The sequence below is a fragment of the Parasphingopyxis marina genome (assembly GCF_014237875.1).
Lineage (GTDB): Bacteria > Pseudomonadota > Alphaproteobacteria > Sphingomonadales > Sphingomonadaceae > Parasphingopyxis > Parasphingopyxis marina.
Genome location: NZ_JACJVJ010000002.1, coordinates 699,973 through 715,110, shown reverse-complemented (window position 1 = coordinate 715,110; position 15,138 = coordinate 699,973). Strand labels below are relative to the sequence as shown.

Annotated in this window: 17 protein-coding genes and 1 tRNA gene; 14 read left to right on the top strand and 4 right to left on the bottom strand. The window is 64.9% G+C overall.

Going from position 1 to position 15,138, the window contains the following annotated elements; genetic code table 11:
• Positions 1–33: 33 nt before the first annotated feature.
• Genes dxs through H6P80_RS12255 form a run of 3 tightly spaced genes read left to right on the top strand, consistent with a single transcriptional unit; the run spans position 34 to position 2,953 of the window.
• The gene (dxs, locus tag H6P80_RS12265; protein ID WP_185801650.1) at positions 34–1,965 is read left to right on the top strand and encodes a 1-deoxy-D-xylulose-5-phosphate synthase; all 1,932 of its coding nucleotides are present in this window, start codon (positions 34–36) and stop codon (positions 1,963–1,965) included.
• Entirely contained in the window at positions 1,962–2,183 is a 222-nt protein-coding gene (locus H6P80_RS12260; protein WP_185801649.1) for a toxin-antitoxin system YwqK family antitoxin, read from the top strand. Before dxs ends, H6P80_RS12260 begins: the two co-directional genes overlap by 4 nt.
• Positions 2,184–2,191: 8 nt before the next feature.
• Positions 2,192–2,953, top strand: coding sequence for an ion transporter (locus tag H6P80_RS12255; protein WP_185801648.1), 762 nt, complete (start codon positions 2,192–2,194; stop codon positions 2,951–2,953).
• A 2-nt stretch (positions 2,954–2,955) separates the two neighbouring features.
• Here the strand turns inward: H6P80_RS12255 and H6P80_RS12250 are convergent, their stop codons facing one another.
• A complete protein-coding gene (locus H6P80_RS12250; protein WP_185801647.1) occupies positions 2,956–3,813 on the bottom strand; it encodes a hypothetical protein in 858 nt (285 codons plus the stop codon).
• Between the two features lie 75 nt (positions 3,814–3,888).
• Here H6P80_RS12250 and H6P80_RS12245 point away from each other — a divergent pair, with 75 nt between their 5' ends.
• From H6P80_RS12245 to H6P80_RS12225, 5 genes are all read left to right on the top strand, one after another.
• On the top strand, positions 3,889–4,641 hold the full coding sequence (locus H6P80_RS12245; protein WP_185801646.1) for a TlyA family RNA methyltransferase: 753 nt from the start codon (positions 3,889–3,891) through the stop codon (positions 4,639–4,641).
• Between the two features lie 41 nt (positions 4,642–4,682).
• On the top strand, positions 4,683–5,228 hold the full coding sequence (locus H6P80_RS12240; protein ID WP_185801645.1) for a TspO/MBR family protein: 546 nt from the start codon (positions 4,683–4,685) through the stop codon (positions 5,226–5,228).
• Positions 5,229–5,263: 35 nt separating this feature from the next.
• A complete protein-coding gene (locus H6P80_RS12235) occupies positions 5,264–5,566 on the top strand; it encodes an accessory factor UbiK family protein (RefSeq protein ID WP_185801644.1) in 303 nt (100 codons plus the stop codon).
• Between the two features lie 107 nt (positions 5,567–5,673).
• A complete protein-coding gene (locus tag H6P80_RS12230; protein WP_185801643.1) occupies positions 5,674–6,189 on the top strand; it encodes a type III secretion system chaperone family protein in 516 nt (171 codons plus the stop codon).
• Between the two features lie 4 nt (positions 6,190–6,193).
• Positions 6,194–7,000 (top strand): pyrroline-5-carboxylate reductase family protein, encoded by an 807-nt coding sequence (locus tag H6P80_RS12225; RefSeq protein ID WP_328805004.1) that lies wholly within the window; start codon positions 6,194–6,196, stop codon positions 6,998–7,000.
• Here H6P80_RS12225 and H6P80_RS12220 read toward each other — a convergent pair.
• Positions 6,997–7,503 carry a MarR family winged helix-turn-helix transcriptional regulator gene (locus H6P80_RS12220; RefSeq protein WP_185801642.1) on the bottom strand — a complete coding sequence of 169 codons (507 nt, stop codon included), beginning with the start codon at positions 7,501–7,503 and terminating at the stop codon, positions 6,997–6,999. The two genes, H6P80_RS12225 and H6P80_RS12220, sit on opposite strands and share 4 nt — an antisense overlap.
• 327 nt (positions 7,504–7,830) lie before the next feature.
• Here H6P80_RS12220 and H6P80_RS12215 point away from each other — a divergent pair, with 327 nt between their 5' ends.
• Positions 7,831–8,715 (top strand): branched-chain amino acid aminotransferase, encoded by an 885-nt coding sequence (locus tag H6P80_RS12215; RefSeq protein ID WP_185801641.1) that lies wholly within the window; start codon positions 7,831–7,833, stop codon positions 8,713–8,715.
• A 174-nt stretch (positions 8,716–8,889) separates the two neighbouring features.
• On the opposite strand, the gene H6P80_RS12210 is transcribed toward H6P80_RS12215, so the two are convergent.
• Positions 8,890–9,888: an NAD-dependent epimerase/dehydratase family protein gene (locus H6P80_RS12210; protein ID WP_185801640.1), complete on the bottom strand. Its 999-nt coding sequence runs from the start codon at positions 9,886–9,888 to the stop codon at positions 8,890–8,892.
• Between the two features lie 118 nt (positions 9,889–10,006).
• Between H6P80_RS12210 and H6P80_RS12205 the strand changes: the two genes are divergently transcribed.
• The 4 genes from H6P80_RS12205 (at position 10,007) to msrA (ending at position 12,332) form a co-directional block, all read left to right on the top strand.
• Positions 10,007–10,081 (top strand) — tRNA-Gln (locus tag H6P80_RS12205).
• A gap of 91 nt (positions 10,082–10,172) precedes the next feature.
• Positions 10,173–10,991, top strand: a complete 819-nt coding sequence (locus H6P80_RS12200; protein ID WP_185801639.1) for an SDR family NAD(P)-dependent oxidoreductase — start codon at positions 10,173–10,175, stop codon at positions 10,989–10,991.
• A complete protein-coding gene (locus tag H6P80_RS12195; protein ID WP_185801638.1) occupies positions 10,988–11,707 on the top strand; it encodes a nuclear transport factor 2 family protein in 720 nt (239 codons plus the stop codon). Before H6P80_RS12200 ends, H6P80_RS12195 begins: the two co-directional genes overlap by 4 nt.
• Positions 11,708–11,786: 79 nt before the next feature.
• Positions 11,787–12,332, top strand: coding sequence for a peptide-methionine (S)-S-oxide reductase MsrA (gene msrA, locus H6P80_RS12190; RefSeq protein WP_185801637.1), 546 nt, complete (start codon positions 11,787–11,789; stop codon positions 12,330–12,332).
• Here the strand turns inward: msrA and H6P80_RS12185 are convergent.
• Positions 12,329–13,282 (bottom strand): L-threonylcarbamoyladenylate synthase, encoded by a 954-nt coding sequence (locus tag H6P80_RS12185; RefSeq protein ID WP_185801636.1) that lies wholly within the window; start codon positions 13,280–13,282, stop codon positions 12,329–12,331. The genes msrA and H6P80_RS12185 overlap by 4 nt on opposite strands.
• Positions 13,283–13,344: 62 nt before the next feature.
• Between H6P80_RS12185 and H6P80_RS12180 the strand changes: the two genes are divergently transcribed.
• Complete coding sequence (locus H6P80_RS12180) at positions 13,345–15,084, top strand: acyl-CoA dehydrogenase (protein ID WP_185801635.1); 1,740 nt, start codon at positions 13,345–13,347, stop codon at positions 15,082–15,084.
• The last annotated feature ends 54 nt before the right edge of the window (positions 15,085–15,138 follow it).

The following is a 15,138-nucleotide window of genomic DNA, read 5'->3' as shown; positions in this document are numbered from 1 at the left end:
TATTAAGGGCGAATCCAGAAAGGTTTACCCTTGATGTCAGAGCGTCCGACCACACCCCTACTCGATACGGTCACCTATCCGGCCGATCTTAGAAAACTCAAACCCGAACAGCTGCGCGCGTTCGCCGATGAGCTGCGCGAGGAAGTCATCTCCGCGGTCTCGGTAACCGGCGGGCATCTCGGCGCCGGGCTCGGCGTCGTCGAGCTGGCGACCGCAATCCATTATGTGTTCGACACGCCGAAGGACCGGCTGGTCTGGGATGTCGGCCATCAATGCTATCCGCACAAGATCCTTACCGGCCGACGCGATCGTATCCGCACGCTTCGGCAGGGCGGCGGGCTTTCCGGCTTCACCAAGCGTTCGGAAAGCGAATATGATCCGTTCGGCGCGGCGCACAGTTCGACCTCGATCTCTTCCGCCCTCGGTTTCGCCATCGCCAACAAGATGGCGGACAAGCCGGGCAAGGGGATCGCGGTGATCGGCGACGGCGCGATGAGCGCCGGCATGGCCTATGAGGCGATGAACAATGCCGAGGCCGCGGGCAACCGGCTGGTCGTCATCCTCAACGATAACGACATGTCGATCGCACCGCCGGTCGGCGGGCTTTCGGCCTATCTTTCGCGGATCGTGTCGTCGCGCAAATTCCTCTCGCTGCGGGATATCGCCCGCAAGTTCGCGCGCGCCTTGCCGAAGCCGCTTCACGATGCGGCGCGCAAGACCGACGAGTTCGCGCGCGGCATGGCGATGGGCGGCACGCTCTTCGAAGAGCTTGGCTTCTACTATGTCGGCCCGATCGACGGCCATAATCTCGATCACCTGATCCCGGTGCTCGAAAATGTCCGCGATGCCGAGGAAGGCCCGATCCTCGTCCATGTCGTGACGCAAAAGGGCAAGGGCTATGCCCCGGCCGAAGCCGCAGCGGACAAATATCACGGCGTCGCCAAGTTCGACGTGGTCACCGGCAAGCAGGACAAGGGATCGGGCGGCGGTCCGCCCAGCTATACCGGCGTCTTCGCCAACGCGCTGATCGCCGAGGCGAAGCGCGACGAGCGTGTCTGCGCGATCACCGCGGCGATGCCGGGCGGCACCGGCGTCGATAAATTTTCCGAAGCCTTTCCCGACCGCTCCTTCGATGTCGGCATCGCCGAGCAGCATGCCGTCACCTTCGCCGCCGGGCTTGCCGCGCAGGGGATGCGGCCGTTCGCGGTCATCTATTCCACCTTCCTCCAGCGCGCCTATGACCAGGTCGTCCATGACGTGGCGATCCAGAACCTGCCTGTGCGCTTCGCGATGGACCGGGCCGGCTTCGTCGGCGCCGACGGTTCGACCCATGCCGGCAGCTTCGACATCGCCTATCTCTCGACCCTGCCCAATTTCGTGGTGATGGCGGCGTCGGACGAGGCCGAACTGACCAACATGGTCCACACCATGGCCGAATATGATGCCGGTCCCATTGCCGTCCGCTATCCGCGCGGCGCGGGCACGGGCGTTACCATTCCCGAAACGCCCGAGCTGCTGGAAATCGGCAAGGGGCGGATCGTGCGCGAGGGCAGCAAGGTCGCGATCCTTTCGCTGGGGGCGCGGCTGGAAGAGGCGAAAAAGGCCGCCGACCGGCTCGACGCGATGGGCCTGTCGACGACGGTCGCCGATCTGCGCTTTGCAAAGCCGCTCGACACCGCGCTGATCCGCAAGTTGCTGACCAGCCATGAAGTCGCGGTGACGATCGAAGAGGGCAGCGCCGGCGGCTTCGGCGCCTATGTGCTGACCATGGCGAGCGACGAAGGCATCACCGATAACGGCCTCACCATCCGCACCATGCGGATGCCCGATGCCTTCATCGATCAGGACAAGCCCGAAAAGCAATATGCGATGGCGGGGCTCGATGCCGACGGTATCGTGGAGACGGCGCTGAAGGCGCTCCGCCATAACAGCGCGGGCGTGGAGGAAGCGGGCGCGAGGGCGTGAGCAAGCCTGAGCCTTACGTCAAGAAGCACAAGGACGGCAGCCTCTGGGCGACGGGGCAGGTGATCGGCGAAGCGCCGACCGGCTATTGGGAATGGTTCCGCAAGGATGGCACGAAATTGCGGTCGGGCCATTTCGACAAGGGCGAGCAGGTTGGCGAATGGACGACCTATGACCGGGAAGGCGCTCCCTACAAGGTAACGCAGATGAAGGCGCGATAGCGGCGCTCATGGCGATCCGATCGATCCGCGCCACCGTCTATTATCATCTCGAACCGCGGGCGCGGCCGCGCGGCCTGTCGCTCGCCAACAAGTTGATCGCGCTGGTGATCCTCACCGCCGCCTTCCTCGCCATTCTCGAAACCGAAGATTCGCTGCGCGAGCCGCATGAAACGCTTTTCGTTTCGATCCAGCTCGGCTTCGGCGTCTTCTTCCTGATCGAATATGTGCTGCGCATCTGGGCGGCGGCGGACGATCCGCGCTTCCAGGGCAAAAGGCTGGGCCGCCTGCACTGGATGCTCACCCCTTCGGCGATCATCGATCTCGTCGCGCTGGCGCCGCTGTTCGTCACCTTCGCCTCGACCGGACTCTACTGGGTGCGGTTCGCGCGCATATTGCGGATCCTGCGCATCGTACGGCTGGGCCGGATGAGCCGCGCCTTCGACAGCATCATACACGCGCTCTACGAGCGCCGGTTCGAACTGTTCATCGCCTTCATCATCGCCTTCCTGCTGATGCTGTTCAGCGCGACCTTGCTTTATTTTGCGGAAGGCGAGGCACAGCCGGAAGCCTTCGGATCGATCCCGCGCTCGATGTGGTGGGCGATCGTGACGCTGACGACGATCGGCTATGGCGACGTTTATCCGGTCACCTTTCTCGGCAAGGCCTGCGCGGCGCTGATCGCGATCAGCGGGATCGGCGTGATCGCCATGCCGACCGGTATCCTCGCCGCCGCCTTTTCCGATGCGATGCAGAAGCGGGACGACGAATAGGGCTAGCCGAGCAGGCGCGCGAAGAAACCCTTTTTCGGCCCCAGCATCCGCTCCACCTCTTCCGCCACGATCGCCTGCTGCACGTCGGAGGGCGGCGGGATATGGCCCTTGCCCCAATCGCCGAGGATCAGTTTGAAGCGGCCGTCATCGCCCGGCTCGGTGGAGACGCCCAGCGTCTCGGCGAGCGGCGCGAGCTGCAGCGTCACATGGTCGTCGTGCAAATTCTGACAATAGACGATCCGGCCCTTGGGCGGCGTCTTGCGCAGATCGCCGATCTCGTCGACGAAAAACCAGGTCGAATCATGATCGGGCCTGTCCCAGCCATGCTGCGTCCAGGGGCGGATCCGGCCGAAGGTGAAATTTATGAGCACCGTCTGCGGGTTCATGACGACGCTGACATCCTCGTCTCGCGCATAGCGCAGCGCGGCCGTGCCGCCGGCGCTGTTGCCCCAGAGCAGGCGGCGGCTCGCGCCCGTCAGCGCGTCGATCTTGTCCATGATCTTCGGCAGGTCCTCGGTCAGCGGGCAATATTTGTTGCCGAGAAACCAGCCGACCCGGACGTCCTCGTGCAGATAGAGCGAGGGATCGGAAACCAGCACCTGGTTCAGCCGCTTGGGCGCGACGCGCCGTCCCTGGAAATAGGGCACGGGCTGGCGGGTGACCGGGCTTTGCGCGGCGTGGAAGCCGTAAAATGTCGCTTCGGCGTTGCGGTTCTTCACGAGCAGTGCGAGCTCGACCTCGCCATAGTCGATGATGACGAGGCCCGATTTCAGGCGGTCGAGCGCGAGAAATTCGTCGAGCGTGTGGCGCATGCAGCGCCGGCCCCAGCGGCCATAGTCGGTCTCGACCGGAAAATTCATGCTGTTCCCTTGCCCGGATTGCGCCTGCGCAGGCAATGGCTTGCGCTAAGCGCCTGTGAATCGGAAAGAGGGGCCATGGCAGGAAAGATGCGAGCGGATCAGGCACTGGTCGAACGCGGATTGGTGGAGAGCCGTTCGCGCGCCCAGGCCCTGATTCTCGCCGGGGCGGTTTTTTCCGGGGAAATGCGGATCCAGAAGGCGGGCCAGCCGGTGAAGGAGGAAGCGCCGCTGGAGGTGCGCGGGCGCGACCATCCCTGGGTATCGCGCGGCGGCGTGAAGCTGGCCCATGGCCTCGACCATTTCGGCTGGGACGTGGCGGGCGCGGTGGCGGTCGACGTCGGCAGCTCGACCGGCGGCTTTACCGATGTGCTGCTCACCAACGGCGCGGCGAAAGTCTATGCCGTCGATTCGGGCACCAACCAGCTCGCCTGGAAACTGCGCGACGACGATCGGGTCGTGGTGCTGGAGCAGACCAACGCCCGCCACCTGACGGCAGAGCAGATTCCCGAGGCCATCGATATCGTGGTTTGCGATGCGAGTTTCATTTCGCTCGCCAAGGTGCTGGAAACGCCGTTGAAATTTGCGAAGGCCGGCGCGCGGCTGGTGGCGCTGGTCAAGCCGCAATTCGAAGCCGGGCGCGGCGAGGTGGGCAAGGGCGGCGTCGTGCGCGATGCGGCGATCCATGCGCGCGTCTGCGAAGAGGCGCGCGCCTGGCTGGAAGGGCAGGGCTGGGCCGTCGCCGGAGTGACGCAAAGTCCCATTACGGGACCGCAGGGGAATGTAGAATTTCTGATCGGCGCGGAACGGTTGGAAAGCGCCGCGGGTTAAGGCTAACGATAGGGGCGAAAGCCAAAAACAGGAGTCGCAATATGGTCGGCATCGCCACCAAGGGGCAGCTGCGAATGTCCTTCCTGCGATGGGCGCTGGTTCTCGTGCCGCTCATCCTTCTGGCCGGCCTGCTGTCGGGCGCGGTTTCGGGTTCGGGCGAAAGCCCCTGGTACGAAGCGCTCGCCAAGCCCTCCTTCCAGCCGCCGGGCTATCTGTTCGGCATCGTCTGGCCGATCCTCTACATCATGATGGGCCTTGCGCTGGTGATCGCGATCCAGGCGCGCGGTTCGGGAAAGCGCGGGCTCGCCATCGGGCTGTTCGCGGCCCAGCTGGTCGCCAATCTGCTCTGGTCGCCGATCTTTTTCGGGATGCACCAGGTGAGTTTCGCCTTTTGGTGGCTGTTGCTGACCCTGGCGCTCGCACTCGCCACGACCTACGCTTTCTGGCGGGTTCGCCCGTCGGCGGCCTGGCTGATGGTGCCCTATCTCGCCTGGCTGTGTTTCGCGGCGATGCTGAATTTTTCGATAGACCGTCAAAATCCCGACGCCGAAACCCTTGTCGTCGAGGGTGCCTATACCCAGATATAGCTGTGTTAGGCAAATAAAGCACCTTGGAGGGTGATATGCAGACCGATAACAAGCTGATCGACGATTTCGTCAAGATGATAAACAGCGCCGCGGGCACGCTCGCCGGCATGGGCCGGGAGGCCGAATCCTCGCTGCGTGACAAGGCGAAGGATTTCATGGGCGGCATGGATTTCGTCAGCCGCGAGGAATTCGAGGCGGTGAAGGAAATGGCCGCTGCGGCGCGCGAGGAAGCCGACGCGCTCAAAGCCCGGGTCGACACGCTCGAAGGCGGCGGGAAAAGCCCGGCGCGCAAGCCGGCGGCTTCAAAAACGGCAAAGAAATCAACGCCTTCCAAGTAAGCTGAAGGGGCGAGCGCGGCTGCGCTCGTCCACAGCTTTCTGGCCCGCTTGGTTGCGCGAAGGCCGCCGATTCTTCACTTCGCCCGCATGACCGAAAGCGGGACGCCATGGGCATAAACGTTGACGAACTGGACGACGGCAGACTGGCTTCCGCTCCGCTCGACGTGCTCGAAGACTATTTCACGGCGCATGGCTGGCAGTCCGAGCGCAATGGCGACGAAGAGATCGTCACCGCGGTCAAGGGCAGCTGGGCCCAATATGAGATGCGCGCCGTCTGGCGCCGCGAGGACCGCGTCCTCCAGTTTCTCGCCCTTCCCGATATCCGCGTTCCCGAAGAAAAGCGCGCGCTGGTCTACGAGACGTTCGGCCTCGTCAACGAACAGCTGTGGCTCGGCCATTTCGAAATGTGGGCGGCATCGGGGATGATCCTGTTCCGCCACGCCGCCTTGCTGGATCCCACCAACCAGGCCGGGCTTTCGCTCGAACAGGCCGAGATGCTGATCGAGGCCGCGCTCGACGAATGCGAGCGTTTCTACCCCGTTTTCCAGTTCGTCCTGTGGGGCGACAAGAGCCCGCAGGAAGCGATCGAGGCCGCGCTGATCGATACCGCGGGCGAGGCCTGAGGCCGTGACCGGACGTCCGATCTGGCTGATCGGCTGCGGCAATATGGCCGGGGCGATGCTGAAGGGCTGGATCGGCGCGGGCGAAGCGCCGGGCCGTTTCCAGGTCGTCGATCCTTCGCACCCCGATCTTCCCCCCGGCGTAAACTGGCATGAAGGCCCACCTGGCGAAGGCTTTGGCGACGCCGTCGTCCAGCTCGGTTTCAAGCCGCAGATGCTCGGCGATATCGCGCCCGGCCTTGCCGGCGCCGTGGGAGCGGAAACCACGCTGACCTCGATCATGGCCGGCGTCGAACTGGCCAGCCTGCGCGCGGCCTTTCCGGATGCCGGCGCGATCGTGCGCGTCATGCCCAACATGCCCGTGGCGATCGGCAAGGGCGCGGTCGGCCTGATCGCCGAAGACCGCGCCGCGCCCGGCGTCGAGGAGATCGGCGCGCTGGCCGGCAAGCTCGGCACCGCCGAATGGGTGGCGGACGAAGCGCTCATTCATGTGCTGACGGCGCTGGTCGGCAGCGGCCCGGCCTTCGTCTATCGCTATATCGACGCGCTGGCGCGCGGCGGGGAAAGGCTGGGGCTCGATGCCGATGTCTCGCGCCGCCTGTCGCTGGCGATGGCCGAGGGGGCATCGGCGCTGGCCGCCGGTTCCGGCGAGAGCCCTGCCGCGCTGGCCGATCGTGTGGCCAGCCCCGGCGGCACGACCCGCAAGGGGCTGGACGTTCTCGACGATGGCGAAGCGCTGGCGGGCGTCATAGGCGCGGCGCTCGATGCGGCGACAGCGCGGGCGCGCGAAATGGCCGAGGAAGCGAAGCGCTAGCGGTCGTCCCGGGTCAGCGCGCGGGCGCGTTCGAGCGCGTCCTCCGGCAGCAATTTTTCCAGCACCGTCCAGAATCCGCCGACCGCGCCGGGACCGGCTTCGTTATAGGCCTCGATCATCCGCGTGCGGAAGGCGGCGAACAGCTCGGTTTCCAGCGCCTCGCCCGATGCCGTCAGCCGCAGCAGCACCTGCCGCCGATCCTGCCGCCCCTGTTCGCGCTGGACGAACCCGCGTTCCTCCAGCTCGCCGAGCACCCGGCCCAGCGATTGCTTGGTGACGCCGAGCAGCGCCATCAGATCGCCCACGGGAAGGCCGGGGCTGCGTGCGATGAAATAGAGCGCGCGGTGATGCGCGCGCCCCAGCTTGCTGCGCTCGAGCAGCGCATCGCCGCTGCCCATCAACTGGGCATGGCCGAAGAACAGCAGCTCGATCCCGCGCCGGATTTCGGCCTCGCGCAAGAAGAGCGGCGAGGCTGGAGGGGGTTGGCCAGGGCGTGTACTCATTGCCAACGCCTTCGAGGTGTGAAGCGAAATGGCCCAGTGCAAGGAGGAAAGGTGCGGGAATATGTCAATATTTCAAGCCTTTTCGACGTGGCAATGGGCCATTTCGGTCAAATCCCGCAGAGACGCCGAAATGGCTTCCATCTCAATCCGAAAGCCGCTTGGAAAGGCAACCAGCCTTCCCGGCGCATCTTTCGGATCGATATGTTCGCCATTTTGGCGCCTCGATGGCGTTGGCAATGAGTACACGCCCTGCATGTTGACCGTTTTTGGCAGCGCGACTAACCGGGTGCAACAACCGACTTGGCCCCAGGAAAGAGACGCGCTTCGATGCCCGATACCCAGCCCTATGACGATCGCGACGGCAAGATCTGGTACGACGGCAAGCTCGTCGACTGGCGCGACGCCAATGTCCACATCCTGACCCATGCCATGCATTATGCCTCTTCGGTGTTCGAGGGGCAGCGCGCCTATGGCGGCACGGTGTTCGAGCTGACCCGCCACAGCCAGCGGCTGCACAAGTCCGCCAAGATCATGGGCATGTCGATGCCGTTCAGCGTCGAAGAGATCGACCAGGCGTGCAAGGACGTGCTGGAAGCCAATGGTCTCGTCGACGCCTATCTGCGCCCGGTCGCCTGGCGGGGCCCTGAGGAAATGGGCGTCGCCGCGCAGAAAACCAAGACCCACGTCGCCGTCGCGGCCTGGGAATGGGGCGATTATTTCGCGGACAAGGCTAAGGGCATCCGCCTCGATATCGCGCCCTGGCGGCGCCCCGCGCCCTATACGGCGCCGGTCGATGCCAAGGCGGCGGGCCTCTACATGATCTGCACCATGTCCAAACACCATGCCGCCGATCGCGGTTTCGACGATGCGCTGATGATGGACTGGCGCGGTCAGGTGGCCGAAGCCACCGGCGCCAACGCCTTTTTCGTGAAGGACGGCGTACTCCACACGCCGACGCCCGATTGCTTCCTGAACGGCATCACCCGGCAGACGGTGATGGACCTTGCCAAACGCCGCGGCATCGAAGTTGTCGAACGCGCAATCTGGCCCGAAGAGCTGGAAGAGATGCAGCAATTCTTCCTGACCGGCAGCGCCGCCGAAGTGACGCCGGTGCGTTCGGCCGGCCCGTGGAACTTCGAGGTCGGCGAACTGACGCTGGGCCTGATGAACGATTATTCGAAGCTGGTGCGCGGGCAGTTGAGCAACAGTTAGAGCGTTTCCGCTTCTAAAATAGGAAAAGCTCTGTCAGCGTCGTTGTGGCGATTCGGGTAGCCAACTCGCTTGCCTGTAGGAAATTATATTACGCTCGCCGGCAATGCGGTGCGTGAAGTTTGTGAACTTCGGGGAACACCGGCGCGGAACGACCCCGGCCTGTGTCAACCAGTGTCAACCGGTTCGGTTGCCGTGATAGCTTCGATACCAGTCGACGAACTTCGGGATGCCGATATCGATCGGCGTTGACGGTTCGAAGCCGAGGTCGCGCTGGATGGCGCTGATATCGGCGGCGGTGGCGGGAACGTCGCCGGGCTGGATCGGCTGGAGGTCGCGGGTCGCCTTGATGCCCAGCGAGTTTTCCAGCAGGTCGATCATGTGCATCAGCTCTTCGGACTGGTTGTTGCCGATATTGTAGAGCGCGTGCGGGCTGGTGCTGCCGCCGGCCTTTTCCGCGTTGTCGTCCGCGGGCGGGTGATCGAGCGCGGCGACAATGCCGGCGACGATATCGTCGATATAGGTGAAGTCGCGGCGCATCTTGCCATGGTTGAACACCGGGATCGGTTCGCCCGCGAGGATCGCCTTGGTGAAGATCCACATCGCCATGTCGGGCCGCCCCCAGGGGCCATAGACGGTGAAGAAGCGCAGCCCCGTCATCGGCAGGCGATAGAGATGGGCATAGGTTTCGCTCATCAGCTCGTCGGCCTTCTTGGTCGCGGCATAGAGTGAGACGGGATGGTCGACCCGGTCTTCCACGCGGAAGGGGAAGCTGTCGTTTCCGCCATAGACCGAGGAGGAAGAGGCATAGACCATATGCGCGGTTTCGCGCGCCCGGGCGACCTCCATCAGGTTCAGATGCCCGGAGATATTGGCCTCGATATAGGCGCGCGGATGGGTGAGGCTGTAGCGCACCCCGGCCTGCGCGCCGAGATGAACGATGCGGTCGAAGCTTTTGCCGTCCAACGCTTTTTCCAGCGCTTCGTGATCGGCGAAATCGACCTTTTCGAAGGTGAAATTCTCGCCTTCGAGTTCCTTCAGCCGGTCTTGCTTCAGCTGCACGGAATAATAATCGTTGAGATTGTCGATGCCGATCACGGCCTCGCCGCGCGCCATCAGGGCGCGGCTGACATGCATGCCGATAAAGCCCGCCGCCCCGCTGACCAATATTGCCATTTCGCGCTCCTTGCTGCGGCAGCCCGCTTAGCCGCGCCGGCCAGCGATGGCCAGTGGAGGAAGCGTGCAACTAGGGGTTTCGCTGGCCGATTGGCCCGCTATATAGCGCCCCTGCTGCTGGGGCGTGGCCAAGTGGTAAGGCAGCGGCTTTTGGTGTCGCCATTCGCAGGTTCGAATCCTGCCGCCCCAGCCAAGCATTTCTCCGACACGCGCGCCATCCTTGGGCGCCTCTTTCGTTGACTCCTCAAGGCCGTCTTGGTTTCTAGGCGGCGAGAGGAAATTCCATGGCGGAACGGACTGGCCCCGAGCTGACGGGCGAAGTGGCGCTGGTGACCGGCGCGGGGCGCGGCTTCGGGCGTGCCATCGCCGAACGGCTGGCATCGGAGGGCGCGGCGGTCGCGCTGATGTCCCGCAGCCGGGGCGAACTCGATACCGTTGTCGATGCGATCGCAAGCGCGGGCGGCCGCGCGGTTGCCGTTACCGGCGATGTCACGAAGGCCGATGCCGTCTCCGCCGCCGTCGAGGCTGCCGAGGCCGCGCTCGGCCCGCTCACGCTGTTCGTCAACAATGCCGGAGTGCCGGGCCCGTTCGGCCCGCTCTGGACGGTCGATCCGGAAGACTGGTGGCGGTCGCAGGAGGTGCATATCCGCGCGCCGATGCTGTTCCTCAACCGTATACTGCCGGGTATGGTCGAGCGCGATCGCGGCCGGATCATCGTCGTGTCCGCGGTCGCCTCGCGCATGGTCGCCGCCAATCTCTCCGCCTATTGCACGGGCAAGATCGCGCAGAACCGGCTGGTCGAGGAAGCCGCGGCCGAGCTCGCCGATACCGCGGTGAAGATCTTCGCCATCGATCCCGGCTTCGTCTTCACCCAGCTGGCGCGCGACACGATGGAATCGCCCGACGCGCAGAAATGGCTGGGCGGCATGGTCGATCGGCTGCGCGAGAAGGAGGGCGAGGAACCGGCGGACCTTGCCCGCTGCGCTCAGCGCTGCGTCGACCTTGCCTCGGGCCGCTACGATGCGCTGTCGGGGCGCTATATGGAATTGCCCGACGATATCGACGCCTGGCGCGCCGAAGCCCTGGAGGAAGCCACCTCATGACCGATAGCAATGACGCGATCCTCGCCCGGCTCGAGGCGGTGGAGACGGAGCTCAGCCTGCTCAAAGACCAGCAGGCGATCCGCAAGCTGCAATTCTCCTACGGCTATTTCATGGACAAGGGCCAGTATGACCAGGTCGTCGACCTGTTCGCCAGTGATGGCGAGCTGCATTTCATGGGCGGCATATTCCGGGGCAAGGCGGGGCTCCGGCGTCTTTATTGCGACCGGCTGCGCGCTGGCTTTACCGATGGCAATAACGGCCCGGTCTACGGCCTGCTCGCCGATCACATGCAGCTTCAGGATATCGTCGACGTCGCGGCGGACGGGTCGAGCGCCAAGGGCCGCTTCCGCGCCTTCATGCAGGGCGGCAGCCATGTGACGAAGAAGACGCGCAACGAGCGCCTGCCGCTGCAATGGTGGGAAGCGGGCGTCTATGAGAATGACTATGTGAAGGAAGACGGCGTCTGGAAGATCGGGACGCTCGATTATCACATGTTCTGGCAGGCCGATTACGAGAAGGGCTGGGCGCATAGCGAGCCCTATGCCGGGGCCTTTTTCGAAAAGACCTTTCCGGACGATCCCCTCGGCCCCGACGAACTGACCGAGCGGCGCGCGGCCTTTTGGCCGGAAACGCCGATCGTGCCCTATCACTATCCGCATCCGGTGACCGGCGAGGTCTGGCAGGGATCGCTGACCGACGGGCTGAAGGAAGACTAGGGGCTGGTCGGCCGCTGTAACCTTGATCGGGCTTCGCGCGGACTTATCTCGGCAGCATCAGCGATTGAGGAGAATTCCCATGGCAACCGAACAGGCAACCCTTGCTGGAGGCTGCTTCTGGTGCACCGAAGCGGTCTACAAGGATGTGATCGGCGTGTCGGAAGTCGAAAGCGGCTATACCGGCGGCGATACCGTCAATCCCGATTACAAGTCGGTCTGTTCGGGCAATACCGGCCATGCCGAGGCGATCCGGATAACATATGATCCCGCGGTGCTTTCCTATGGCGATCTGCTCGACATCTTCTTCCACACCCATGATCCCACGACCCTGAACCGCCAGGGCGGCGATGTCGGCACCCAATATCGCTCGGCGATCTTCCCGCATTCGCCCGAGCAGGAGGCCGAGGCCCGCGCCGCGATGGCGCGCAACCAGGCCGACTGGGCCGATCCCATCGTCACGACGATCGAGCCGCTGGCGGACTGGTATCCGGCCGAGGGCTATCACCAGGATTATTGGGAGGGCGAAGGCCAGCGCAATCCCTATTGCATGGCCGTCATCCCTCCCAAGCTGGCGAAACTCCGCAAGAGCTTTCAGGGCCGGGTGAAGAGCGAAGCGGCGCGCTAGGCGGCCGCGCGGCGCAGCCGGTCGGCGATCGCGGTGCCGAGGCCCGTTTCGGGGATTGGCGCGACGGCGATGCGTGGGCGGCCCGAGACTTCGGCCTCGTGCAGGCGTTCGAACAGCGTCGCGGCCGCTTCCACGAGATTGCCGGTGGCACTCAGCGTTGCATCGCCCGCGACATCGCCGAAGCCGATCAGCCATTCGCCGTCCCGCGCTTCCGCCGCGTTCAGCCGCAGCGGCCGGTCCGGCGCATAATGGCTTTCGAGTTGGCCGGGCGCTTCGATCTTTCCTGTGTCGGACGGCGCGAGGGGCCGGCCGGCCACGCTCTCTATCTCTTCCGCCGGGATCGGCCCGGGCCGCAGCAGCCGGATCGTTTCTTCCGTCGCTGCGACGATCGTCGATTCGAGGCCATGGCCGGTCGGTCCGGCATCGATAATCAACGGGATGCGGCCGCCAAGGCTCGCCAGAACATGCTCGGCGCGGGTCGGGCTGATCCGGCCGCTGGCATTGGCGGACGGGGCGGCGAGGGGCTTGCCGCTCGCCCTCAGCAGCGCCTGCATCGCGGGATGGGCGGGAACGCGCAGCGCAATCGTGCCGAGCCCGGCGGTGGCAAGCCCGGCAATCGGACCATCGGCACGGCGCGGCAGGACGAGAGTGAGCGGACCGGGCCAGAAGGCGGTGGCCAGCTTTTCCGACGCCGTGTCGAAGGTCGCGATAGTCCGCGCTGCATCGACGGTCGGCACATGCACGATCAGCGGATTGAAGCTCGGCCGCCCCTTGGCCTCGTAGATACGCGCAACCGCTTCGCCGTTCGTCGCATCGGCGGCCAGCCCGTAAACCGTTTCGGTCGGGGTCGCGACGCACTGGCCCTCGCCGATCAGGCGCGCGGCCTCGGCGATCGCGTCTTCGCCGAAGATGCGGACCGCGGTCGCGAAGGAGGGGTTTGGCGTCGCCATCGCGCCGGGCTATAGGCCGGGCAAAACCATAGCAAGACACCATAGCAAGTCCGGGAATGTCCATGTCCTTCACGCCCCCCGTTACCGAACAGCGTTTCGTGCTTCGCCACATCGCCGGGATCGATTTTCTGGCCGACAGCGAGCGCTTTGCCGAAGCGACCCCGGATATGGTCGACGCGATTCTCGAAGGCGCCGGGCAGCTCGCCGCGGGCGAATGGGCGCCGCTGAACCGGGTCGGCGACGAGACGGGGGCCAAGCTCACCGAAAACGGCGTCGTCATGCCCGCGGGCTTCAAGGAAGCCTACCGGGCCTATGTCGAGGGCGGCTGGGGAACGATTACCGCGCCGGTGGAATTTGGCGGGCAGGGGCTGCCCTTCACCCTGGCGATCGCGATATTGGAATCGCTGGGGTCGGCGAACATGGCCTTCACGCTGTGCCCGATCCTCAGCGTCGGCGCGATCGAATCGCTTATCCACCATGGCAGCGAGGAGCTTCAGGACGCCTATCTGCCCAAGCTTTCGACCGGCGCATGGACCGGCACGATGAACCTCACCGAGCCGCAGGCGGGATCGGATGTCGGCGCGCTCAAGACGCGCGCCGAGCCGGCCGAGGACGGCAGCTGGCGGATCAAGGGCCAGAAGATATTCATCACCTTCGGCGAACACGACATGGCCGACAATATCGTCCATCTCGTGCTGGCGCGGACGCCGGGATCGCCGGAGGGCACCAGGGGCATCTCGCTGTTCCTCGTACCCCGCTACCGGCTCGATGCGCACGGCAATCCGGGCGAACCCAACGATGCGCGCTGCGTATCGCTGGAGCACAAGCTCGGCATTCATGCCTCGCCGACCTGCGTGATGTCCTACGGCGATAATGACGATTGCCATGGCTGGCTGATCGGGCCGGAAAATGGCGGCATGCGCGCGATGTTCACGATGATGAACAATGCCCGGCTGAACGTTGGCCTGCAGGGCGTGCAGATTGCCGAGCGTGCGACCCAGCAGGCGGTGGCCTTTGCGAAGGAACGCGTCCAGTCGGCCCGGGCCGGCGCGGCATCGCGCGATCCCGTGGCGATCATCGAGCATCCCGACGTCCGCCGCATGCTGCTGAGGATGAAGGCGCTGACGATGGCGGTGCGCGCGCTGGTCTATAGCGCGGCTGGGCAGGTCGACGCGGCGACATTGGGCGATGAGGATGCCAAGGCGCGTTCCGAAATGCTGACGCCGCTGGCCAAGGCCTATGGCACCGATATCGGCTGCGAGGTGGCGAGCCTCGGCGTGCAGGTCCATGGCGGCATGGGCTATATCGAGGAAACCGGCGCCGCCCAGCATTATCGCGATGCGCGGATTGCGCCGATCTACGAAGGCACCAACGGCATCCAGGCGGCGGACCTTGTCGGCCGCAAGCTCGCCCTGAATGGCGGTGCGGCTATGCGCAGCCTGCTCGACGATATCGCGGCGGGCGCGCAGGACGAACCCGCGCTCGCCGCGCTGCTCGCCGATTGCGAGGCGGTGGTGCTGTGGCTCGGCGAGGCGAGCGTCGATGATCGCCTGGCGGCCAGCTATCCGTTCCTCACTATGCTTTCGGTCGCGACCGCGGGCTGGCTGATGGCGCAGCAGCGCATGATCGCCGAAGCGGAACTTGCCGCGGGCGAGGGCGATAGCGATTTCCTCGCCATGAAGATCGCCGCCTGCCGCTTCTATCTCGACCAGATCGTACCCGAAGCGGGCGGCCTGCGCGCCGCGGCAATGGCGCCGGCGGACATTCTCTATTCGGTCAGCGAGGATGCGCTCTCGGCCTGATCCGGGCGATGACTCCGCACGTCCGTTGGGATAGAATGGCGGCGAAGGAGATCG